At 60.3% G+C, this 22,181-nt stretch carries 20 protein-coding genes; all 20 read left to right on the top strand.

The window, feature by feature from the left end; all coding sequences use genetic code 11:
* Positions 1-20: 20 nt before the first annotated feature.
* The 20 genes from I8E17_RS21405 (at position 21) to I8E17_RS21310 (ending at position 22,180) form a co-directional block, all read left to right on the top strand.
* The gene (locus I8E17_RS21405; protein WP_069614669.1) at positions 21-911 is read left to right on the top strand and encodes a proline iminopeptidase-family hydrolase; all 891 of its coding nucleotides are present in this window, start codon (positions 21-23) and stop codon (positions 909-911) included.
* Between the two features lie 51 nt (positions 912-962).
* Positions 963-1,901: an ABC transporter permease gene (locus I8E17_RS21400; RefSeq protein WP_113366329.1), complete on the top strand. Its 939-nt coding sequence runs from the start codon at positions 963-965 to the stop codon at positions 1,899-1,901.
* On the top strand, positions 1,898-2,749 hold the full coding sequence (locus I8E17_RS21395) for an ABC transporter permease (protein ID WP_069614671.1): 852 nt from the start codon (positions 1,898-1,900) through the stop codon (positions 2,747-2,749). The genes I8E17_RS21400 and I8E17_RS21395 overlap by 4 nt, the downstream gene beginning before the upstream one ends.
* Positions 2,746-4,449, top strand: a complete 1,704-nt coding sequence (locus tag I8E17_RS21390) for an ABC transporter ATP-binding protein (RefSeq protein ID WP_069614672.1) — start codon at positions 2,746-2,748, stop codon at positions 4,447-4,449. Before I8E17_RS21395 ends, I8E17_RS21390 begins: the two co-directional genes overlap by 4 nt.
* A gap of 19 nt (positions 4,450-4,468) precedes the next feature.
* Positions 4,469-5,983 (top strand): ABC transporter substrate-binding protein, encoded by a 1,515-nt coding sequence (locus I8E17_RS21385; RefSeq protein WP_069614673.1) that lies wholly within the window; start codon positions 4,469-4,471, stop codon positions 5,981-5,983.
* Between the two features lie 121 nt (positions 5,984-6,104).
* Positions 6,105-6,389 carry an acylphosphatase gene (locus I8E17_RS21380; RefSeq protein WP_113366330.1) on the top strand — a complete coding sequence of 95 codons (285 nt, stop codon included), beginning with the start codon at positions 6,105-6,107 and terminating at the stop codon, positions 6,387-6,389.
* Positions 6,390-6,527: 138 nt separating this feature from the next.
* Complete coding sequence (locus tag I8E17_RS21375) at positions 6,528-7,169, top strand: Rieske 2Fe-2S domain-containing protein (RefSeq protein WP_069614675.1); 642 nt, start codon at positions 6,528-6,530, stop codon at positions 7,167-7,169.
* Positions 7,169-8,014: an aromatic ring-hydroxylating dioxygenase subunit alpha gene (locus I8E17_RS21370; protein ID WP_069614754.1), complete on the top strand. Its 846-nt coding sequence runs from the start codon at positions 7,169-7,171 to the stop codon at positions 8,012-8,014. The genes I8E17_RS21375 and I8E17_RS21370 overlap by 1 nt, the downstream gene beginning before the upstream one ends.
* Positions 8,011-8,667, top strand: coding sequence for a glutathione S-transferase family protein (locus I8E17_RS21365; RefSeq protein ID WP_069614676.1), 657 nt, complete (start codon positions 8,011-8,013; stop codon positions 8,665-8,667). Before I8E17_RS21370 ends, I8E17_RS21365 begins: the two co-directional genes overlap by 4 nt.
* A 4-nt stretch (positions 8,668-8,671) precedes the next feature.
* Positions 8,672-10,051, top strand: a complete 1,380-nt coding sequence (locus I8E17_RS21360; protein WP_069614677.1) for an amidohydrolase — start codon at positions 8,672-8,674, stop codon at positions 10,049-10,051.
* Between the two features lie 22 nt (positions 10,052-10,073).
* Positions 10,074-11,174 (top strand): BMP family ABC transporter substrate-binding protein, encoded by a 1,101-nt coding sequence (locus I8E17_RS21355; RefSeq protein WP_069614678.1) that lies wholly within the window; start codon positions 10,074-10,076, stop codon positions 11,172-11,174.
* A 6-nt stretch (positions 11,175-11,180) separates the two neighbouring features.
* Positions 11,181-12,704, top strand: coding sequence for an ABC transporter ATP-binding protein (locus I8E17_RS21350; protein WP_069614679.1), 1,524 nt, complete (start codon positions 11,181-11,183; stop codon positions 12,702-12,704).
* Complete coding sequence (locus I8E17_RS21345) at positions 12,701-13,801, top strand: ABC transporter permease (protein WP_069614680.1); 1,101 nt, start codon at positions 12,701-12,703, stop codon at positions 13,799-13,801. The genes I8E17_RS21350 and I8E17_RS21345 overlap by 4 nt, the downstream gene beginning before the upstream one ends.
* Positions 13,798-14,709 carry an ABC transporter permease gene (locus I8E17_RS21340; RefSeq protein WP_069614681.1) on the top strand — a complete coding sequence of 304 codons (912 nt, stop codon included), beginning with the start codon at positions 13,798-13,800 and terminating at the stop codon, positions 14,707-14,709. Before I8E17_RS21345 ends, I8E17_RS21340 begins: the two co-directional genes overlap by 4 nt.
* A gap of 201 nt (positions 14,710-14,910) precedes the next feature.
* Entirely contained in the window at positions 14,911-16,557 is a 1,647-nt protein-coding gene (locus I8E17_RS21335) for an ABC transporter ATP-binding protein (protein WP_069614682.1), read from the top strand.
* A 285-nt stretch (positions 16,558-16,842) separates the two neighbouring features.
* Complete coding sequence (locus I8E17_RS21330; protein WP_069614683.1) at positions 16,843-17,325, top strand: MarR family winged helix-turn-helix transcriptional regulator; 483 nt, start codon at positions 16,843-16,845, stop codon at positions 17,323-17,325.
* A gap of 31 nt (positions 17,326-17,356) precedes the next feature.
* A complete protein-coding gene (locus tag I8E17_RS21325; RefSeq protein WP_069614755.1) occupies positions 17,357-18,055 on the top strand; it encodes an SDR family NAD(P)-dependent oxidoreductase in 699 nt (232 codons plus the stop codon).
* A gap of 2 nt (positions 18,056-18,057) precedes the next feature.
* Positions 18,058-19,389, top strand: a complete 1,332-nt coding sequence (locus I8E17_RS21320; RefSeq protein WP_069614684.1) for an FAD-binding oxidoreductase — start codon at positions 18,058-18,060, stop codon at positions 19,387-19,389.
* Between the two features lie 88 nt (positions 19,390-19,477).
* Positions 19,478-21,151, top strand: a complete 1,674-nt coding sequence (locus I8E17_RS21315) for a peptide ABC transporter substrate-binding protein (protein WP_069614685.1) — start codon at positions 19,478-19,480, stop codon at positions 21,149-21,151.
* Positions 21,152-21,229: 78 nt separating this feature from the next.
* A complete protein-coding gene (locus I8E17_RS21310; RefSeq protein ID WP_069614686.1) occupies positions 21,230-22,180 on the top strand; it encodes an ABC transporter permease in 951 nt (316 codons plus the stop codon).
* Position 22,181 lies beyond the last annotated feature (1 nt).

Raw genomic sequence — 22,181 nt, 5'->3', positions numbered from 1 at the left:
ATCTTTCGTCGGAGTGGTCAATGTGGCGTGAAATTGAGCCGGAGGCGCGGCATGTCGTCGGGGTCGATGGCTACAAGGTGGTCGCCTACAGCTTTGGCAGCGGGCCCGAGACGGTTTTCTGCCTGAATGGCGGTCCGGGTCTGCCCTGCGACTATCTGCGCGAGGCACACTCTTGCCTGGTCGACAAGGGGTATAGAGTCGTCGCCTTCGACCAGCTCGGCACCGGCGCCTCAGACCGCCCGACCGACAAGGGTTTATGGACCATTGGCCGTTATGTGGAGGAGACCGAGACCGTCCGCAAGGCGCTCGGCCTCGGCAAGGTCCACATGCTCGGCCACTCCTGGGGCGGCTGGCTGGCAATCGACTATGCCCTGACCTATCCCGAGAACCTCAAGACGCTGATCCTCGAAGATACCGTCGCCGACATGCCGCATCTGATTTCCGAGCTGGAACGGCTGCGCGCGGCACTCGGCCCGGAAACGGTCGCCATGATGCAGAAGCACGAGGCGCAGGGCACCTATAATCACCCCGAATATCTCGCCGCCGTCACCATCCTCAATTATCGCCATGTCTGCCGTCTGCCGGAATGGCCGGCACCTGTCCGCCGCTCGCTCGACGATTGGAACATGGGTCCCTACGAGACGATGCAGGGACCAAACGAATTTCTCTATATCGGCAATCTCAAGGACTGGAACCGCATTCCGGACCTTCCGCAACTTGCCATGCCGGTGCTGATCACGGCGGGCGAACATGACGAGTTGACGCCGGCCTGTGCGCTCCGGATGAAGCTTGCCTTGAAGGATGCCGAACTCAAGGTCTTCGCCAATGCCAGCCACATGCCTTTCTATGAGAACCCGTGGGATTACTATCCAGCACTCCTCGACTTCCTATCGCGGCATAGGGCAAGCTGATGCAAGCTAAGGTGATCCAATCCCACCGACGACAAGGGGGCGATCGCCGCCATGCATCGCTATAGATTCGTATTGACGCGACCGCTGCAGTTCCTGCCTGTCCTCTTCGGCATCAGCGTCATCACCTTCGTTCTGGTCCGCCTCATTCCCGGCGATCCCGCGCGCAATATTCTCGGCACGCGCGCCACCCCGGCAGCGCTTGCCAGCATTCGCGCCCAATACGGCCTCGATCAGCCGATGTGGCTGCAATATTTCTATTTCATCAAGAATCTCGGCAATGGCGAAATGGGCAAATCGATCCTCTACAAGATCGACGTGCTGCCGCTGATTTCGACGCGGATCGAGCCGACCGTCGCGCTGGTCGTCTCGAGCGTCATACTGTCGATCCTGATTGCGGTGCCGATGTCGGCGATTGCCGCACGCAATGTCGGCCGCGCACCGGACCATATCGTGCGCGTCGTCTCGACCTTCGGCATCGGCTTTCCGCCCTTCTGGCTGGGACTGATGCTGATCATCCTGTTCAGCGTCCAACTTGGCGTCCTGCCGGTCTCGGGCTACGGCTCGACGATCGGCGAGAAGATCGCCCATCTCATCCTGCCGGCCTTGACGGTCGCGCTGTCGCTTTCGACCGTGCTGACGCGCAGCCTGCGGGCAGCGATGATCGAATCCTTGAAGTCGGACGTGGCGACTGCGGCCCGTGCCCGCGGCATGCCGGAAGGCATCGTCTTCTGGCGGCATGTCGTGCCGAACTCGCTGGTGCCGACGATCAACCTGCTTGCGGTCAACATCGGCTGGCTGATCGGCGGCACGGTGGTCGTCGAGAGCGTCTTTGCCCTGCCCGGCATGGGCCAGTTGTTGGTGCGCGCCATCTTCTCGCGCGACTACATGGTCGTCCAGGGCGTGGCGATGGTGTTTGCCTGCGCCACAGTGTTGGTCAATTTCCTCGCCGATATCGTCACGGTCGCCGTCGATCCTCGGGTGAAGCTATGACCATCGACACAACAGCAACCGCCTCCCTCGGCTGGAACAGGTTTTTGGGGAAGCACCTGACGCTGACGCTCGGCGGCGGCATCCTTCTATTCTTCCTCCTTCTGGCAATCTTGGCGCCAATCGTCGCGCCGTATGACCCGATCTTCCAGAATGCCGACATGCGCCTGCAGGCGCCGTCGTTCCTGCATCCGTTCGGCACGGACAATTTCGGACGAGACATTCTTTCGCGCGTCGTCTGGGGCGCGCGCATCGACCTGCAGATCGCCGTCATCGGCGTGCTCTTCCCATTTCTGATCGGCACGACGGTCGGCACCATTGCCGGCTTCTTCGGTGGCATTGTCGATGCGCTCTTCATGCGCATCGTCGATATCATCCTCGCCTTCCCCTTCCTGGTGCTGATGCTGTCGATCATCGCCATTCTGGGACCGGGGCTCAGCAGCTTCTATATCGCCATGGCCCTGGTCGGCTGGGTCTCCTATGCACGTCTCATCCGCGCGCAGATGCTGGTACTGAAGAGCAGCGACTATGCCGTTGCCGCCGTCAGTCTCGGCTTCAGCCGACCCAGGATCATGTTCCGCCACCTCCTGCCGAACGCCATTGCCGGCTCGATCGTCTTTTCCATGTCGGATGCCGTGCTCGTGCTCCTAAGCGGTGCGGCCGTCAGCTATCTCGGCCTCGGCGTTCAGCCGCCGCTTGCCGAATGGGGCGTCATGGTGGCGGAAGGCCAAAGCTTCATCACGACGGCCTGGTGGATCACGCTGTTTCCCGGCCTTTCCATCGTCTGCCTCGCCTTCGGCTTCAGCATGCTGGGCGATGCGCTCGGCGAACTGCTGGGGGTGCATGAATGAGCGCGCCCGTCCTTTCCGTCCGCGACCTCGTGGTCAAGGCCCGCCTCGACGGTGGTGCACGCACGCTGATCGACGGCGTTTCGCTCGATCTCGGCAAGGGTGAGATCCTTGGCCTCGTCGGCGAGAGCGGCTCGGGCAAGAGCCTCCTGTGCCGTTCGCTGGTGCGGCTCTTGCCGTCGTCACTTCTAAAGATCGACAGTGGCTCGATCCGTCTTGAAGGACGGGAACTCACGAAAATCAGCGATGCCGAGATGCTTGATGTACGCGGCGGCGAAATCGGCATGATCTTCCAGAATCCGACAAGCCATCTCGATCCCGTCATGCGCATCGGCGACCAGATTGCCGAAGGCATCCGCTACCATCAGGGTCTCAAGGCGCGCGAGGCCCGTGCAGCGGCGACCGAAATCCTTGAGCAGGTCGGCTTTCCCGATCCCAAAAGACAGTATGACAGCTATCCGCACGAGTTTTCCGGCGGGATGCGGCAGCGCGCCATGATCGGCGTCGCACTCTCCTGCAATCCAAAGCTCCTTGTCGCCGATGAGCCAACGACAGCGCTCGACGTCACCATTCAGGCTCAGATCCTGCGGCTGCTGATCGACATTCGCGACAAGCGCGGGCTTTCGATCATCCTCATAACCCATGATCTCGGCATCGTCGCCCAGACCTGCGACAGGATCGCCGTCATGCGCAATGGCCGGCTGCTCGAACAGGGTCCCAAAAGGACGATCCTCAGCCGGCCTGAAAATCCGTATACGATCGATCTGATCAACAGCCACCCTTCCCTGCCCGACGAAGCTGCAACGGCGCAGCCGGAACCAACCCGGCCGAGAACGTCAGCCAAGCCGCTGCTCGAAATCGATGACCTGCGTGTCGACTTCAGGGTCGGCGGCGGTTTCTATAGGGGCAGCGACGCAAAGACGGTCAGCGCCGTTTCCGGCGTCAGCCTGCAGGTCATGCCGGGCGAAACCATCGGCATCGTCGGAGAATCCGGCAGCGGCAAGAGCACGCTTGCGCGCGCCGTTCTCGGCCTTACCCCGATTTCCTCCGGTCACGTCACGTTCGATGGTGTCGATCTGACCCAGCAGAAGAGCGCCGGCCTCGCAAGGCTCCGGCGCGAAACCGCCATGGTCTTCCAGGACCCGTTCAACGCGCTTAACCCGCGCCTGACGATCGGCCAGACGCTTGCCGAGGTACTGAAAGTCCAGGGCAAGGTCGCAAAGGCCGATATACACGCTCGCATCGGCGAATTGCTCGATCTCGTCGGCCTGGAACGCGAATTCGCCGACCGCAAGCCGCGCAGCATGAGCGGCGGCCAATGCCAGCGCGCCGGCATTGCAAGGGCACTTGCAGTCAATCCGAAGCTCATCATTGCCGACGAATGCGTGGCAGCGCTCGATGTCACCATCCAGGCGCAGATCATCGATCTCTTCCGTGAACTGACGCGCCGGATGAACCTGACGCTGATATTCATCGCCCACGATCTCGCCATTGTGCGCAATCTCTGTGAGCGGACTGTCGTGATGTATCGCGGCGGGATCGTCGAGGAAGGCCGCTCGCAGGAGATCTTCTCTCGCCCGAAGCATGCCTATACCGCAGCGCTCATCGCAGCCATTCCCGATATCGATCCGGACAAGCCCTTGCATGGCGAGCGCGACGCGGCACCCGCCGGGCAGACCCCATCAGCCAAACGCATGCGATAACAACGAAGGGAACGAATTCATGACCAACAAATGGAAGACAATCGGGCTTGCCGCCATCCTCGCCGGCCTGACGCTGAGCGCGAGCTATGCGGAAGCCGCCGGCGTGCTGACTATCGGCCGCCGTGAGGACTCGACGACGTTCGATCCGATCAAGACGGCGCAGAATATCGACAACTGGGTGTTCTCCAACGTTTACGACGTGCTGGTGCGCGTCGACAAGACGGGCACGAAGCTGGAGCCGGGTCTCGCGGAAAGCTGGACGACCTCGGATGACGGCTTGACCTATGTCTTCAAGATTCGCGATGCGAAATTTTCCGATGGCTCGCCGCTGACGGCTGATGACGCAGCCTTCAGTCTGCTGCGCATACGCGACGACAAGGCTTCGCTTTGGAGCGATTCCTATAAGGTGATCGATACGGCGGTCGCGACCGATCCGCACACGCTGACGATCAAGCTCAAGCACGCCTCAGCGCCTTTCCTTTCGACGCTCGCCTTGCCGAACGCATCGGTCATCTCGAAGGCCGGGATGGAATCGATGGGACCGGATGCCTATGCGGAAAAGCCGATCGCCTCAGGCGCCTTCTCCGTCGAGGAATGGCGCCGCGGCGATCGCATCATCCTGAAGAAGAACCCGAATTTCTGGCAGGCCGACCGCGTGAAACTCGACGGCGTCGAATGGATCTCGGTACCGGACGACAACACCCGGATGCTGAACGTGCAGGCCGGCCAGCTCGATACCGCCATTTTCGTTCCGTTCTCGCGTGTCGAAGAGCTGAAAAAGGACCCAAACCTCAACGTGCTGATCGATCCTTCCACACGTGAGGATCACCTGCTGATCAACCACGCCCATGGCGACCTCGGCAGGAAGGAGGTCCGCCAGGCTCTCGACATGGCGATCGACAAGAAGGCGATCGTCGACGCCGTTACCTTCCATCAGGGCACCGTCGCCAATTCCTACATTCCCAAGGGCGCCTTGTATTACTATGCGGATAATCCGCAACGCCCCTACGATCCGGAAAAGGCCAAGCAGATGCTTTCGGCGGCCGGCGTCTCCAATCTCACGTTAAAATACCTCATTCGCGCCGGCGATGAAGTGGATGAACAGACGGCCGTGCTGGTCCAGCAGCAACTCGCCAAGGCCGGCATTACTGCCGACCTGCAAAAGGTCGACCCCAGCCAGGAGTGGGACATGACCATCGCTGGCGACTACGACATTTCCGTCAACTACTGGACCAACGATATTCTCGACCCGGATCAGAAGACGACATTCGTTCTGGGCCACGATTCCAACAACAACTACATGACCAACTACAAGAATGATGCGGTAAAGGATCTCGTCGCCAAGGCGCGGCTGGAGCTGGATCCGAAGAAGCGCGAGCAGATGTATATCGATCTGCAGAAGATGGCGAAGGACGACGTCAACTGGATCGACCTCTATTACAGCCCGTATATCAACGTTGCGCGCAAGAATATCGATAATTTCCATCAAAACCCGCTTGGCCGCTTCTTCCTGGAAGACACCGTCAAGAATTGACACAGGCTCAAGCTCCGCTGCCCACGGGGACGGCGGAGCATTGTTTTGGGAGATGACCCCTTTCACAAACCCATGAAGCGGCTATTCTGTCATCTTGATGCAAGGCAGGGATCATTGGCGAATGCACGTGCCGCAAGGTGAATTTCGGGAGCGCATGACAATACTGGGCGACCTTAACACAGCCTCATTCGTCCCGTGGATCCGGCGTCACGCCAACAAGCTCGGACTTTCGCAGACATTCTTCCATTCCGGTGCGGACCGGATCGAACTGGAGGTCACCGGACCTGTGGAACTGATCGACATGCTGGAAATGGGCTGCTCACTCGGCCCGATCGACGTTTGGGTCGAGGAGATTCAACGCAGGGTCATGACTGGACCGGAAACATCGCATCTTAGGAATTCCTGATCTATTGCCTTTTATTTAATCATTGTTGCCAATGCGAATTATTTATGCAAAGTCTTTGAGCGCTACGGGGATGCAGGCATCAGTGCCTGCCTATGACCAGCGGCGTTAAGCCATTGGTGAAATTAGAGAGTTGAGACCATGCCATTTGATGGGGCCGGATCCTGGGCGCCAGTCGCCCTTTCCTCCGATCTGCCACCAGGAACCGTCATGCCGGCCTGGACATCGGTTGGCCCGATCGCCCTATGGCGCAGTCAGTCGGGTCGCGCAACCGCATCATCCGATCGCTGCCCGCATCGCGGAATGAGCTTGTCGCACGGCTTCGTTCGCGGCGAGGCACTGTCCTGTATTTATCATGGATGGAGCTATTCGCCATCGGGCGCATGCATTCGCATTCCCGCCCATCCCGATCTCGTTCCGCCAGAAACCATCCGGGTCGCCGTCCAGCAAGTGGAAGAAGCGGATGGTGTTCTATGGGTGGCAGTCGGACAACCGGCAGCACCGCCTCCTCAGCTCGACAAGTTCATTCCGCTGCGATCGATGATCGTGGAAACGGGTTTTGCGGAGATCGAGGCTGCGGCAGGGGCAAAGACTGATGCAAGGGGGCTGGTTCGCCTACCTCGATTTCCCTGGATCGGGCTGCTGCTGGCACCCCAGGGAAAACACACGCTCCTTCTTCTCTTGATCGATAGGGACCGCAGCCCGGCAGACCGCGTTGCGGCGTCCAGGATTGTCGAATCCATCCGCCGCGCCGCGGAAGAGCGCCAAAGGGAGAATGCATGATGAATGGCGGCGCAATGATCGATGAATGGTATCCGGTCGGCCTTTTCAGCCAGCTCAGCGAGAAGGGAAGCAAGTCTTGGCTGATGGGCGAGGCGATCGAGGTCGCGCGCGATCAGGATGGCAATGCGCGGGTAACGACCGCCGAGGGTAGAGCCCTTCCCATACGTATCCGGTATGGCCATGTCTGGTCCTCCGTCGGAAACCCGAAGAAAGAACTTTTTGCCATTCCTGAGGCCGATCAGCCGGGCCGGCGCTTCGTCGATGTCGGCGTCGTCCGCGTGCGCTGCTCGCCGCTTCGCGCCGTGGAGAACTTTCTCGACATCGCGCATTTTCCCTTCGTTCACACCGACATCCTCGGTGCGGAACCGCATACGGAGGTCGAAAATTACAAGGTCGAGATCCGCGAGGGTGTGGATGAAGTCTGGGCAACGCAGGTGAAGTTCTACCAGCCGCAGGCTGCAAAATCCGCGACTGGCGGCATTACGACAGAGTATATGTACCGCGTGCCGGCCCCGACCTGTTCCGTGCTCTACAAGACGTGCCCTCCGCGCCCCAGCGAATGGGACGTCATCACCTTGTTCGTCCAGCCTCTTGCCGAAGACTTATGCGACGTATGGCCCTGGATGGCGCTCTTCGATGATGAAACGCCCATGACGGACCTCATCCACTTTCAACAGACGATCTTCCTGCAGGATCGTTCGATCCTCGAAAACCAGATACCCGCGCTTCTTCCGCTCGATCCCGGCATGGAAATTCCGACAAGGGCGGACCTCACCTCGGTCGCCTACCGGCGATGGCTCAAGCGCCATAACTATACCTACGGCGCACAGTTGGTCGCACAATGAAGCTCTACGATTATGTTCTATCGCCGAGTTGCTACAAGATCCGGCTGATGGCCGCGATCCTCGGCATCAAACTCGAAATCCGGCCGGTCGACTTCCATCCCGGCGCGGAGCATCGCGGGCCGGAACTTCTGGCACTCAATCCGGCAGGCTCAATCCCGATCCTCGAAGATGGCGATCTCGTGCTCACCGAATCCTCGGCGATGCTTGCCTACCTCGCTGCCAGTGCTGCGCCGGAATGGCTGGGGCGGGGCTCGCCGCAGGAGGCGGCACGCGTGCAGCAATGGCTTTCCTTCTCGCATCGTCTGACCGCCAATCTTGGCGGCGCGCGGCTCCACGAAATGCTTCTGCGCCCGGGCAATATCAAGCTTCTACAGGCTCAAGGGATTGCTGCCCTGCGCGAGCTCGAAGCGGGCATCTTCGAACAACGCGAGCGCGGCATGCGGTTTCTTGCGGCAAGTGAGCCGACGATCGCCGATATCGCCTGCTTTCCCTATGTCGCGCTTGCGCCCGACGGCGGCATCCCGCTTGATCCCTATCCCTTGATCCGCCTCTGGATGCGCGCCATCCGCAGCCTGCCCGGTTTCATCGAGATGCCCGGCATTCACCGCCTGCATGAGTTGAAACCCGATCCGCATCCGGCAGCAGAGGCATGATGGAATGACCGGTTATCTCCTGAAGAATTGCGCTGCAGTTATCGTCGATGAGGGCAATGGGCCGAGCGTGCGCCGGAACGTCGACCTGCTCACCAAGGGCTCGGCGATCCAGGCGATTGGCGAAAATCTGTCGTTGAACGGCCTACCCGAAGGAACGGCAGTCCAGGACGCATCCGGCTGGTTCGTCTATCCGGGGCTCGTCAACACCCATCACCACTTCTTTCAGTGCTTTGTGCGCAATCGTGCCGACCTCGACTGGACCAAGCTTTCGGTCATCGAATGGCTCGACCGGATCTATCCGATCTTCTCACGGCTGACGGAAGACTGCTTCTATCATTCTTCGGTCACCGCCATGGCCGAGATGATCAAGCACGGATGCACGACCGCCTTCGACCATCAATATTGCTTTCCCCGCCATGCCGGAAAGCGCCTGATCGATCGCCAGTTCGAGGCAGCCGAACTTTTAGGCATGCGCTTTCACGCAGGCCGTGGCGGCAACACCCTGCCGAAGTCCGAGGGGTCGACGATCCCGGATGCCATGCTCGAAACCACCGACGAATTCATTGCCGACTGCGCGCGGCTGATCGATAGCTATCACGATGCCAGCCCCTTCAGCATGCGCCAGGTGGTTGTCGCGCCTTGCCAGCCGGTCAATTGCTATCGCGAAACCTTCGTCGAATCGGTCGCGCTGGCGCGCGATCGCGGTGTGCAGATGCACACCCATGTCGGCGAAGGCGAAAGCCCAGTCATCGAGGCGCGGCATGGCATGCGCACGGTCGACTACTGCGCCGAATTGGGCTTTGCCGGCCCCGACACCTTCTACGCCCATTGCTGGGAACTGACGCATGACGAATTGCGCAAGATTGCGGCAAGCGGCACCGGCGTTTCCCATTGCCCCGAGCCGGTTTACCTAGTCGGCGCCGAAGTGACCGATATCCCGGCTATGCACGCTTTCGGCCTGCGCATCGGTCTCGGCTGCGACGGAGCCGCATCGAACGACAACTCGAATCTCATGCACTGCATCCATTCCGCATACATGCTGCAGTGTCTGATGGCGTCGACGCGCGCGCATGCCGTTCCAGCCCCGCTCGACTTCCTGCGATATGCGACAAGCGGAGGCGCAAGCCTGTTGGGGCGCACGGATATCGGGCGTCTCGCGCCGGGTATGGCGGCCGATCTCTTCGCCATCGATACGCGGCGGATGGACTATGTCGGCACACGGCATGACCCGCTGAGCCTGATTGCCAAGGTCGGGATCGGCATGCCCACCGATCTGACCATGATCAACGGACGCATCGTCTGGCAAAAGGGTGAATTCACCGGACTGGATGAGGCCGCGCTGTTTGCGGCGGCCGAAGCTGCTCTTGCAACAGTAGAATTCTGAAAAGCCAAAAAGGGGAACTGGGATGCAGAAGAATCTGACCCGCAGAACATTGATGAAGAGCGCGACCGTCGCAGGCCTCGCAACGGCCTTTACCGGCCGCTCCGCCTTTGCAGCCGGGGAACCGCTCGGCATCACGCTCGTCGTGCCCTCGCCGATCGGCGATGTCGGCTGGGGCCATGCGCTGGCTGCCGGCCTCGATCCGATCAAGACCGCCTATGGCGACAAGGTCAAGGTCACCGTGATTGAGAACATCGCCGAAGGCCCGGATGCCGACCGTATCATGAACAAGACGGTCGCCGATGGGAACCATTTCCTCATCGCCGGCTCGTTCGGCTATCAGAACGGCGCGCTTCAGATTGCCCGCCGCAATCCCAAGGTGACCGTCCTGCATGCCTCCGGCTTCCAGGTTGCCCCGAACTTCTCGCCCTTCGCCGCCAAGTATTTCCAGGGGACGTATCTGCTCGGCATGGCGGCGGCCGCCGTTTCCAAGACGGGCAAGCTCGGCTCCGTCTCCGCCTTCGCCATTCCCGAATTGATCACGTCGATCAACGCCTTCACGTTAGGTGCACAGGCGGTTAAGCCGGATATCGAAGTATCGGTCGTCTGGGTCAATTCCTGGTTCGATCCGGCCAAGGAGCAGGAGGCCGCCAAGGCATTGATTTCGCAGGGCTGCGACGTGATCTTCTCGAACGCCCAGGATACGCCCTCGGTCATCTCAGCCTGCGAGGAAGCCGGCGTCTACGCCTTCAACTTGAATTCCTCAATGAAGAAATATGCGCCGAAAACCTATCTCGGCTGCGTGTCCACCGACTGGTCGCCCTTCTTCAAGGCATCGGTCGATGCCCATCTCGCGGGCACCTTCAAGGGTGCCAATGCTTTCCTCGGCGTCGCGGACAAGGTTGTCGAAGTCGTCGACTGGAGCCCTGCAATTCCGGCCGACACCATGGCGAAGATCAAGGAAATCGAATCGAAGATCGCCAGCGGCGGCTTTTCGCCGTTCACCGGTCCGATCACCAAGGCCGATGGCAGCGAAGGCGCGGCTTCGGGCGCGACACTCACGGATGCGCAGATCGTCGCGATGGACTGGCATGTCAAAGGTGTGAAGACGCCTTTGCCGAAGTAAATCCAAATGACCATTCCGCTGCTGTCGCTGCGCGGCATCTCCAAAAGCTACGGCCAGGTCCATGCCAACAAGCATATCGATCTGGACGTAGCGCCGGGCTCCATCCATGCCATCCTCGGAGAGAATGGCGCCGGCAAATCGACGCTGATGAAGCTGATCTACGGCGTCGAACAGCCGGACGAAGGCACCATTGCCTGGCATGGAAAGCCCTTGAACCTTGCCTCTCCCGCGGAGGCGAGGCGCACCGGCGTCGGGATGGTCTTTCAGCATTTCTCGCTGTTCGAGAGCCTGACGGTAGTCGAGAATATTCGCCTGATCGTCTCCGGCGGCAGGGCCGAGCTTGCGCAGCGCATCCGCGCTCTGGGAGATGAATTCGGTCTCGAAGTCGATCCGCTCGCCCATGTGCACGAACTCTCCGTCGGCGAGCGGCAGCGGGTGGAAATCATTCGGTGCCTGATGACCGATCCGAAGCTGCTGATCCTCGACGAGCCGACATCGGTCCTGCCGCCGCAAGCCGTCGAGAAGCTGTTCAACACGCTGCGCCGGCTGCGCGATCGCGGCGTGTCGATCCTCTTCATCTCGCATAAGCTGGAAGAAATCCAATCCCTGTGCAACCGGGCTACGATCCTGCGCGGCGGACGCGTGACCGGACATGTGGATCCGCGCGAACACGACGCCCATGATCTCGCCCGCATGATGATCGGCCGCGACATGCCCGAAGCGATGCCAGCCTTGGCTTTGGCCGAGGGTGAAAAGCGCCTGGAAATCATCGGCCTCGATTACCGGCCGGACGATCCCTTTGGCATGCCGCTCTCCACCATCAGCCTGACGGTGCGCAGCGGCGAGATTCTGGGCATCGCCGGCATTTCCGGGAATGGGCAAAGGGAGCTTGCCGCCCTGATTTCGGGGGAAACGCCCCTGCCCCGGGACAAACGCGATCAGATCTTTATGATGGGACAGGATGTCGGCAGCCTCGACGCCGCCAGCCGTCGGAAGCTTGGCTTTGCCTTTGTCCCGGAGGATCGACTCGGGCATGGCGCTGTTCCCGAAATGTCCTTAACGCTCAATAGTCTGCTGACGGCCCATCCCTTGAAGCTCGTCAAGCATGGTCTCATCGACAAAGCGAAGGCAACGGATTTCGCAAGCGAGTGCATCCGGGATTATGACGTGCGCACGCGCGGTCCGGAGGCTGAAGCCGGGTCGCTTTCTGGGGGGAACCTGCAGAAGTTCATCGTCGGCCGCGAAATCATGCTCGCCCCGAAACTGCTGTTTCTTGCGCAACCAACTTGGGGCGTCGATGTCGGCGCGGCTTCCGCCATTCGCAAGCGGCTGATCGAGCTGCGCAATCAAGGCATGGCAATTCTCGTCATATCGGAAGAGCTCGAGGAATTGTTCGAGCTTAGCGACGTCATTCAGGTCCTTTACCACGGCACGCTGAGCCCGCCACTCGTGACCCGCGATACAAAAGCTGAAGATATCGGTCGATACATGATCGGCGCACAGCCCCAAGGCGAAAAGGCATTCGCATGAGCCGTTCCTTTTCTGCAATCCTTCCCAGCTTGATCCGTCGCGATCGAGCCTCCTTCGCCGCAAAGCTGCTCGCGCCGCCGATCGCCCTCATCGTCACCATCGCACTCAATCTCGGCCTCTATGTCGCGATGGGCCGTGATCCGATGGCGGTGATCTATGCCATGCTGATCGAACCATTCGTCTCCTGGGCCTCCTTCTCGGAAGTATTGCTCAAGACTGGGCCCCTGCTTCTGATTGCGCAGGGTCTCGCAATCGGCTTTCGCGCGAAGGTCTTCAATATCGGCGCTGAGGGCCAATTCATTCTTGGCGCAATCTTCGCCTCCGCGATACCCGTCTGGATGCCGCAGGCAACGGGCCAATGGATATGGCCCGCAATGCTGCTGCTCGGCACTCTCGGCGGTGCTCTATGGGCGTCTCTCACCGCCTTCTGGCGCGTCAGGCTCAACGCCAACGAAATCCTCGTCTCATTGATGCTGAGCTTCGTTGCCGCGCAATTGCTCAACTATCTTCTTCTCGGCCCATGGAAAGATCCCGGCGGCTTCAATTTCCCGCAGTCGGTCATGTTCCAGTACGACGCAATGGTGCCGATCCTGTTCGAGGGAACCCGCGTCAATGTCTCGCTTATCTTTGCTGCCGGTCTGTCGATCGCAGCGTGGATCTTCATGCAGAAGAGCTTCGCCGGGTATAAATTGCAGGTCGGCGGACTGGCTCCCCGGGCGGCAAGCTATTCCGGTTTCAAGGAGAGCTGGGCAATCTGGCTGTCGCTGATCATTGGCGGAGCGGCCGCCGGACTTGCGGGCGCCGCTGAAGTTGCCGGACCGCTTGGCCAGCTGCAGCGTTCGATCTCGACCGGATATGGATACGCGGCAATTATCGTTGCCTATCTTGGCGGCCTCAATCCAATCGGCATCGTCATCTCCGCGATCATCATGGCAGCGCTCTATATCGGTGGCGATAACGCCATGGTCTCCGCCAATCTGCCGATTGCAGCCGTCCGCGTATTCCAGGGCAGTCTGCTCCTCATCTATCTCATCGCGGTGGCTTTCGTGCGTTATCGCATCGTCTGGCGCCCCGTGCCCATCCGGAGCGCATCATGAGCGCCGTCGAGTTCATTCTAGCCGGCATGCTGGCAGCCGCAACTCCGTTTCTGCTGGCAGCCCTGGGCGAGCTTGTTGCCGAGCGCTCCGGCGTCTTGAACCTCGGCGTAGAGGGCTTGATGGCCGTGGGCGCCGTCATCGCGTTCATTGTCGTTTATCATGGCGGCGGTCATCTTCTTGCCTTCCTTGCGGCCGGTCTCGGAAGTGCGCTCCTCTCCATGATTTTTGCCGCTATCACACTGGGCTTCAACGCAAACCAGGTTGCTGCCGGTCTTGCCCTCGGCATTCTCGGTCAGGGTCTCTCGGCACTGTTCGGCAAGAGTTACGAGAGCCTGACCGTCACCACCTTGCCAAAGATCGCAATTCCCGGGCTTTCACAAATTCCAGTCGTCGGGGGCCTATTCAGTCAGGATATCGTCGTCTGGATCTCGCTTGTCGTGACGGTCGGCATATGGGCGATGTTTGCCTATGGCAAGGTCGGTCTTATCCTTCGCGCCGTCGGTGAAAATCCGAAAGCTGCTCATGCTATCGGCTATCCCATTGTCTCGATCCGCTTCGCGGCAGTTACGTTTGGCGGCATGATGGCAGGCTTTGCCGGCGCTTACGCCTCCACGATCTATACGCCGCTCTGGGCGGACGGCATGATCGCCGGGCGGGGCTGGATTGCCATTGCCCTTGTTGTCTTTGGAACCTGGCTGACATCCAGGATTTTCCTGGGCGCCTGCCTGTTCGGTGCGGTGTCGCTGATGGGTCTTGCGGCGCAGGCCAGCGGGCTCGCAATTTCCTCGCAATTGCTCGCATGCCTGCCCTATCTCGTGACGATCATCGTCCTTGGCATCATCTCCGTAGACCGCCGGCTCCTGAAGCTCAACGGTGTCGCCTCACTTGGCGAACCGTTTGAACGATAGCAAATGTGCATAGGCGGAGATTTCCATATCCGCAGGTTGCAGCGATTGATCGCTTGAAGCGCGGGGGGACGACAAAAATCCGCCGATTAATTTCCTTCGCTTGCCTTACTGACAGCAATACCGGCATTCTTCTTGCTTCAGGCAATTCGTGAGCTCTCCCTGAGAGGGCGTGTTCGCTGGTTCAGAGCAAGGAGGCCTTCCATGATCCCATCCGATACTCAAGATAGAGTCCTGCCGAACGAGCCGGTACTTTCCGTGCGCGGTCTGACGGTCAGCCTCCCTAAGAACATGGAACGCGTGCATGCGGTGCAGGATATCACCTTCGATCTAATGCAAGGCGAGATCCTTTGCATCATCGGTGAATCCGGTTCAGGGAAATCGGTGACCGCGAATGCGATCATGGGCCTGCTGCCATCCATCATAAGGGTAACGGCGGGTACGATCCGCTTCAAGGGCGCGGACCTCGTAAGCGCCGACGCTGCCACCCTTCGAAGCCTGAGGGGACGAGCCGTTTCGATCATTTTCCAGGACCCGCTCTCGGCACTCAATCCACTGATGACGATCGGCGATCAGATCATCGAGGTTCTCGATGCTCACAAGATCGGCACGCCGGAAAACCGGCGGCAGAAGGTGAAGGAACTGCTCGGCGAAGTCGGCCTGCCAGATCCGGATCTTCTCCAGCATCAATATCCCTTCCGGCTGTCCGGCGGGCAGCGGCAGCGCGTGATGATCGCCATGGCGCTGGCGCTCGATCCGGATGTGCTGATCGCCGACGAGCCGACCACTGCATTGGACGTGACGACGCAGGCCCAGATCCTCGAATTGATCCGCAAGATACAGGCGCGCAAGAAGATGAGCGTCATGTTCATCACCCATGATTTCGGGGTGGTCGCCGAGATTGCCGACAGGGTGATCGTCATGGAGAAGGGCCATCTTGTCGAACAGGGACCGGCGGCGCAGGTGCTGAATGCGCCTGTTCATCCCTATACGCAGCGTCTTATCGCGGCCGTTCCCCGCATGACGACCGCCGGCCGCGAAGCCACTGCCGAAGCGCCCGTGGTGCTGGAAGTCGATAAGCTCAACAAGACCTATCGAGCGGGAAGCGGCTTCCTGTCGAAATCGCGGACGGTGCAGGCGGTCAACGACGTCAGCTTCTCGATCCGCAAGGGACGCACATTGGGAGTGGTCGGTGAATCCGGCTCCGGAAAATCCTCGCTCGGCCGCGTCCTGTTGAAGCTTTTGAGCTCGGACAGCGGTCGGATTCTCTTCGATGGCCGCGATATCGCTCCGTTGTCAGACGACGAGTTCCGGCCATTGCGTCCTTATATACAGATGATCTTTCAAGACCCATTCGCCTCGCTGAACCCGCGCCATACGGTCGGCCGCATTCTCACCGTTGGACCGATAGCGCACGGCCTGTCGATGCCTGAGGCCAAGGCGAAGGCACTGCGTCTTCTCAAGCGCGTCGGCCTCGACGAAGGTGCCTTTGACCGTTTTCCCCATGAATTCTCCGGTGGCCAACGCCAGCGCATCGGCATCGCTCGCGCCTTGATGTTCGACCCCGTGCTGTTGGTGGCCGACGAGGCAGTTTCCGCTCTCGACGTCTCGATCCAGGCGCAAATTCTCAAGCTTCTTGCCGAAATCCAGCAGGATACCAAGGTCGCAATGATCTTCATTACCCACGATCTGCGCGTCGCCAGCCAGATCTGTGACGAAGTCGCCGTCATGTACAAGGGTGAGATCGTCGAATGTGGGCCGCCTTCGCGGATCTTCCGCGCGCCGTCGCATGCCTATACCCAAAGCCTGCTGGCTGCCATCCCCGGCAGCGACTGGGAAGCCGTCGGCTAAAACGTCCATCGAACGAGGCATGGCAGCAGCGCCGAATGCGGCGCGCTTCTGCTTAATTGCCACCATTCGTGCACGCGCGGGCGGCGATCGATGCCTGAGAAACGGGCAGTCTTCCGCACCGATTATTTTTATCTGATTGGGCGAAAAAATAGTTGCATTTATCCACTATCTATCCTTTCATGAGCATGAAATTTCCAGCGACGATCCGCCGCAGACGATCATGAACCTGCCACGCATTGATGGTGGCGGGAACGGTGTTTCGTTGCCTTTCAAAGGTTCCGAGCCATGCCGCCGACCAAGGCCCCGCCAACTTCCGTGAAGGACATCGATATCGACGTCCTGGAGGATACGCTGAGCTTTTATATCCGCAGCATCAATCTTGCCGTCTCGCGCGATCTGGACGAGAAGCTGGAGGGTCTGGACGTCGCCCGCGGAACGGGAAAGATCACTACCCTGTTCCTGGTCGACGGCAATCCGGGAATCCGGCCTTCCACCATCGCGCAAATCATCCTGAAAGACCGCTCGGCGACCGGCAGGCTGATCGAACAGATGGAGGCACATGATCTCCTCACGCACGAGACGTCGGCGGACGACAGCCGCGCGCAGGAACTCTACATCACGGAAAAAGGTCACGAACTGGCAAAACGCGTGCGTGCCATCGTCACCAAGCAATCACGCGAATTCTTTTCCGACATCACCGACGAAGAACACAGGCTCCTGATCGACATACTGCGCCGGACCTACCGGCGCATCGTCGCGCAATCGTGAGCCGGCAAACCATGGGAGAGCAGACATGGGCATGAGTGAGGAGCGGGTCGCAATGATATCCGGTGCCAGCCGGGGGATCGGCGCCGCACTCGCCGAGGAACTTGCCGCCAAGGGATGGCGGCTCTCGCTCGGCATGCGCCGCCCTGAAATGCCTGCCTGGGCGGACCCTGCGCGCGTCGGCGCCTTTGCCTATGATGCCACCGATGCGGACGCATCCGATCGCTGGGTGGAAGAGACGTTTCGCACCTTCGGGCGTATCGATGCGGTCGTCGCCAATGCCGGCATTGGCATCGCGAAGACCGTGATCGAAGCCGATGATGCCGACCTCGACGGTCTGCTCGAGGTGAACGTCAAGGCACCGCGAAGACTTGCGAAATCCGCATGGAGCGCCCTTGCATCAAGCGGTCGCGGCCGGGTCATCGTCGTCGCTTCGCTTTCGGGAAAGCGGGTGAAATCCGCGAATTCCGGCCTTTATGCCGTCTCGAAATTCGCGGCGGTCGCGCTGGCCCATGCCATACGCCACACCGGCTTTGAGCTTGGCATCCGCGCTACCGCCGTCTGCCCCGGCTTCGTCGCGACCGACATGGCGCGCGGGCTTACGAGCAAGCCCGATAGCGAGATGACCGATCCGCGCGATCTCGCCCGCATCATTTCCATGCTGATGGAGCTGCCGAACGAGGCAAGCGTTGCCGAATTTACCGTCAATTGCCAGTTAGAGGAGTCCTTCTGACCATGCCCGGCCCCTATGTTATTCCCGTTCACGGGGATGCGGAACTGCCCAAGGAAGTCGACGTCGTCGTCATCGGCGGTGGCATCATCGGCACCTCGACGACGCTGGAACTTGCCGAACGGGGTCTGCGGGTCGCGCTTTGCGAGAAGGGTGGCATCGGCCAGGAGCAATCGAGCCGCAACTGGGGTTGGGTGCGCATTTCCAGGCGCGATCCGCGCGAAGTGCCGCTCATGGCCGAGGCCCTGCGCATCTGGAGCACGCTCGACAAACGTACCGGCCGCGACACGGGCTACAAGCGCGCGGGCATCATCTTCACCTGTGCGGATGACAAGCAGTATGCCGATCATGAGCGCTGGAACCGCAATCTGGAAGGCTACCAGCTGGAAAGCCGCATGATCAGCGGCGCCGAATTCAAGAACCTCTTTCCCGGCACGCAGATGGAGCTCAAGGGGGCGCTCTTTACCGCCGCCGACGGCCGTGCCGAGCCGCAGCGAGCCGCCCCCGCCATTGCCGAGGCCGCCCGCAACAAGGGAGCTTCCATTCTGACCGAATGCGCCGTGCGCGGCATCGAGACAGCCGGTGGCCGCGTCTCCGGCGTCATCACCGAACGCGGCCCCATCGCCTGCAAGGCCGTCGTGCTTGCCGGCGGCGCCTGGTCAAGTCTGTTTGCCGGCATGTTCGGGCTCGATCTGCCGCAGTTGAAGGTGATGAATTCCGTCTTGCGCACCAAGCCGCTGGAAGGCGGTCCCGAGCAAGCCATCTGGGCGAGCGGCTTTGCGCTGCGCAAGCGTCAGGATGGCGGCTACACCATCGCATCGGGCCATGAGAACATCGTGGACATCGTGCCGAGCTCCTTCCGCTACGCCGGCAAGTTCCTGCCGGCGCTGAAAAAGGAGTGGCGCTCGCTGAACTTCCGCGTTTCCGGCCGGTTCTTCGACGAAGCGCGCATTCCCAATCGGTGGGCGATGGACGAGGCAAGCCCCTTCGAATATTGCCGCGTCCTCGACCCCAAACCCTCCACCAAGCTTTCGAATGCGGCGCTCGCCAACCTCAAGAAAGCCTTTCCGGTTTTCGAGAAGGCCGAGATCGCTCAGCGCTGGGCGGGTTATATCGACGTGACGCCGGATGCCGTGCCGGTGATCGATGCGATCGACAGCATTCCGGGCTTTCATATCGCCACCGGCTTTTCCGGCCATGGCTTCGGCATCGGGCCCGCGGCCGGACGATTGATGGCCGACATCGTCACCGGCAAGCCGCCAGTGGTGGATCGCAAGAACTTCCGCTTTTCCCGCTTCCACGACGGTTCGAAGATCGAACTGATCAGTGGTTTCTGACCTCTCCAAACCAAGCAGACAGTACAAAGACGAAAGAGCCGAAAGAGAAAAGCAGCCGAAATCCTACCAACAAAAAAGGGGAACGATCATGACCGATGCAAACGACACCATCCTCCTGAAACCAACCCGCCGCCAGGCGTTGACCATGATGGCGCTCGGCGCCTCCGGGCTGATCATGCCCAATATCCTCGGTCGCGGCGAAGCTTTCGCGGCACCGCCCGCCAAGCCGACCGGCCAGCTTGTCATCGGCTTCTCGCAGGAACCGACCGTCTTCAATCCGCATCTGATCCACATCGAAGTCGATGAGGGCATCCATTTCAGTGTTTTCGATCCGCTCTTTACTGTCACGCCAGAGGGCAAATTTTCCCCTTCGCTTGCAACCGAAGTCCCGACGGTCGAAAACGGCGGCATCTCGGCTGACGGCCTTCATTGGAAGATCAAGCTGCGCGATGGCGTGAAGTGGCATGACGGCACGCCGTTTACCGCCGAAGACGTCAAGTTCACCCTCGAACTCATGGTCGATCCGAACTTCCGCAGCTGGCGCAAGACCGGCCATGAACTGGTACGCGACCTGACGGTCGTCTCGCCGACGGAAATCACCTGGCGGATGGAAAAGCCATTTGCGCCCTACCCGTCGATCCTCGCCATGACCTTCATCGTGCCAAAGCATATCCTTGGTGCGGAGAAGGACAAGAACACCGCCCCCTTCAACAATGCCCCCATCGGCACCGGCCCGTTCAAATGGGTCGAGCGCGTCCCCGGCGATCACATCACGCTCGCGGCCAATACCGACTATTTCGGTACCGGCCCTTATCTCGAAACCCTGGTCTACAAATATGTTCCCGACCTGACGGTGCTGTATACGCAGTTCAAGACCGGCGATATCGACGTCGTCGGCCTGCAATGGATCACCCCGGATCACTATGACGAGGCCAAGGGGCTAGATGGCAAGGCTGTTGCCGTCGTTCCGGCCGCCACGGTCGAATCCGTCGGCTTCAACATGGAGAAGCCGCAATTCAAGGACCCGGCGGTGCGCGAGGCGCTCTACTACGCGATCGACAAGCAGACGATCATCGATGCGCTCTACTACGGCCTGCCGACACCGACCGAGAGCTACATCCCGCAGCAGTCCTTCTATTACAATCCGGACCTGCCGAAGCAGGAATTCAGCACCGACAAGGCCAAGAAGATCCTTGATGACGCCGGCTGGAAGCCCGGTCCCGACGGCATTCGCGTGAAAGACGGCGTCAAGCTTTCCTTCACCAACTCCACCACCGCCGGCAATCATATCCGCGAACAGGTGCAGCAGTTCATGCAGCAGACGTTCAAGGATATCGGCGTGGAACTCACCATCTCCAACCTGCCGCCGGCGGTCATGTGGGGCGATTATTGGACAATGTCGAAGTTCGATTCCGTCATCGTCGGCATCAACTTCCAGACCGGCTCCGATCCCGACACCTCCGATTATTTCCGCTCCTCGGCGATTACCGCCAAGGGCGGAGCCGGCCAGAACTCCTGGCAATATGCCAATCCGGAGGTCGACAAGCTCCTGGCGGAAGGCGGTCAGATCTTCGTGCCGGAGGAACGCAAGAAGGTCTACCAAAAGATCCAGGCGATCATGCGCCACGACCTGCCCTTCCTGCCGCTATTCCAGTATGCGACCGTGCGCGGCCATAAAGTGGGGGTCGAAAACGTCACTCCCAACATCAACGTGCGCATCGACAGCTGGAATGTAGGCACCTGGTATTGGGCCAAGGCATAGGCTGCTCGTTCCAGCCCTTCGGCCGAGGCGCCGAAGGGCTGATCGCTTCACATTCCGCAACCATCGGAGACGAATGCCATGTTGCGCTATCTCCTGAGCCGCCTGTGGCAGAGCCTGGTGCTGCTGCTCCTCGTGTCGATGATCGGCTTTGCCGTCCTTACCCTCGCTCCCGGCGGTCCGCTGTCGCAATATACGCTGACGCCAGGCATGACCAAGGAAGCGCTCGACAGGATCGCTGCCCAGATGGGTCTCGACCGGCCGCTGCCGATCCAATATCTCGACTGGCTGAGGCATCTGCTGATGGGCGACTGGGGCCGCTCCTACCGCGACAACCAGCCGGTACTGTCGATCATTTTCGGCCATCTCTTCGCCACGCTGCTGCTGATGGGCACATCGATGGTGATCTCGATCGCGATCGGCACCTGGATCGGCATCAAGGGGGCAACCCGCCGCTATTCGATCTTCGATTACAGCGCCACCGTCGGCGCCATGGTGGCGCTGTCGATACCGACCTTCTGGTTCGGTCTCGTCGCCATCTATATCTTCTCGCTAAAGCTGAAATGGCTGCCGGCCGGCAACATGTACACAGTCGGCAACGGCTCGCTCGGTGACTATGCGATTCACTTGATCATGCCGAGCCTCGTGCTTGCGCTTGTCAACATCGCGGTCTGGAGCCGTTACATGCGCACAGCCACGCTCGAGGTCATCAACCAGGATTTCGTACGCACCGCCAGGGCCAAGGGCCTCTCGCCCCGGCGCGTCCTGATGCGCCATGTCGTCGGCAACGCGCTATTGCCGATGATCACGCTCGCCGGCCTGCAATTGCCGACCATTCTCGGCGGTGCTCTAGTGGCGGAGACCGTCTTCACGTGGCCGGGAATGGGCCGGCTTTTTCTCGATAGCCTTGGCTACAGCGACTATCCGGTCGTCATGGGCCTCCTGATGTTCTCGGCAATCTTCGTGCTGATCGGCAATCTGCTCGCGGATCTGCTCGTCGCCTTCGTCGATCCGCGCGTCCGGCTTGGTTAGG

The organism is Rhizobium sp. AB2/73, assembly GCF_020871915.1.
GTDB lineage: Bacteria > Pseudomonadota > Alphaproteobacteria > Rhizobiales > Rhizobiaceae > Rhizobium > Rhizobium dioscoreae.
The sequence above is the reverse complement of the archived record's forward strand: the minus strand, read 5'-3'. Positions and strand labels throughout refer to the sequence as shown.

Excerpts from the sequence above, each read along its gene's own strand:
- I8E17_RS21405 (WP_069614669.1), top strand. The coding sequence starts at position 21 with ATGTGGCGTGAAATTGAGCCGGAGGCGCGGCATGTCGTCGGGGTCGAT.
- I8E17_RS21400 (WP_113366329.1), top strand. The coding sequence starts at position 963 with ATGCATCGCTATAGATTCGTATTGACGCGACCGCTGCAGTTCCTGCCT.
- I8E17_RS21395 (WP_069614671.1), top strand. The coding sequence starts at position 1,898 with ATGACCATCGACACAACAGCAACCGCCTCCCTCGGCTGGAACAGGTTT.
- I8E17_RS21390 (WP_069614672.1), top strand. The coding sequence starts at position 2,746 with ATGAGCGCGCCCGTCCTTTCCGTCCGCGACCTCGTGGTCAAGGCCCGC.
- I8E17_RS21385 (WP_069614673.1), top strand. The coding sequence starts at position 4,469 with ATGACCAACAAATGGAAGACAATCGGGCTTGCCGCCATCCTCGCCGGC.
- I8E17_RS21380 (WP_113366330.1), top strand. The coding sequence starts at position 6,105 with ATGCACGTGCCGCAAGGTGAATTTCGGGAGCGCATGACAATACTGGGC.
- I8E17_RS21375 (WP_069614675.1), top strand. The coding sequence starts at position 6,528 with ATGCCATTTGATGGGGCCGGATCCTGGGCGCCAGTCGCCCTTTCCTCC.
- I8E17_RS21370 (WP_069614754.1), top strand. The coding sequence starts at position 7,169 with ATGAATGGCGGCGCAATGATCGATGAATGGTATCCGGTCGGCCTTTTC.
- I8E17_RS21365 (WP_069614676.1), top strand. The coding sequence starts at position 8,011 with ATGAAGCTCTACGATTATGTTCTATCGCCGAGTTGCTACAAGATCCGG.
- I8E17_RS21360 (WP_069614677.1), top strand. The coding sequence starts at position 8,672 with ATGACCGGTTATCTCCTGAAGAATTGCGCTGCAGTTATCGTCGATGAG.
- I8E17_RS21355 (WP_069614678.1), top strand. The coding sequence starts at position 10,074 with ATGCAGAAGAATCTGACCCGCAGAACATTGATGAAGAGCGCGACCGTC.
- I8E17_RS21350 (WP_069614679.1), top strand. The coding sequence starts at position 11,181 with ATGACCATTCCGCTGCTGTCGCTGCGCGGCATCTCCAAAAGCTACGGC.
- I8E17_RS21345 (WP_069614680.1), top strand. The coding sequence starts at position 12,701 with ATGAGCCGTTCCTTTTCTGCAATCCTTCCCAGCTTGATCCGTCGCGAT.
- I8E17_RS21340 (WP_069614681.1), top strand. The coding sequence starts at position 13,798 with ATGAGCGCCGTCGAGTTCATTCTAGCCGGCATGCTGGCAGCCGCAACT.
- I8E17_RS21335 (WP_069614682.1), top strand. The coding sequence starts at position 14,911 with ATGATCCCATCCGATACTCAAGATAGAGTCCTGCCGAACGAGCCGGTA.
- I8E17_RS21330 (WP_069614683.1), top strand. The coding sequence starts at position 16,843 with ATGCCGCCGACCAAGGCCCCGCCAACTTCCGTGAAGGACATCGATATC.
- I8E17_RS21325 (WP_069614755.1), top strand. The coding sequence starts at position 17,357 with ATGAGTGAGGAGCGGGTCGCAATGATATCCGGTGCCAGCCGGGGGATC.
- I8E17_RS21320 (WP_069614684.1), top strand. The coding sequence starts at position 18,058 with ATGCCCGGCCCCTATGTTATTCCCGTTCACGGGGATGCGGAACTGCCC.
- I8E17_RS21315 (WP_069614685.1), top strand. The coding sequence starts at position 19,478 with ATGACCGATGCAAACGACACCATCCTCCTGAAACCAACCCGCCGCCAG.
- I8E17_RS21310 (WP_069614686.1), top strand. The coding sequence starts at position 21,230 with ATGTTGCGCTATCTCCTGAGCCGCCTGTGGCAGAGCCTGGTGCTGCTG.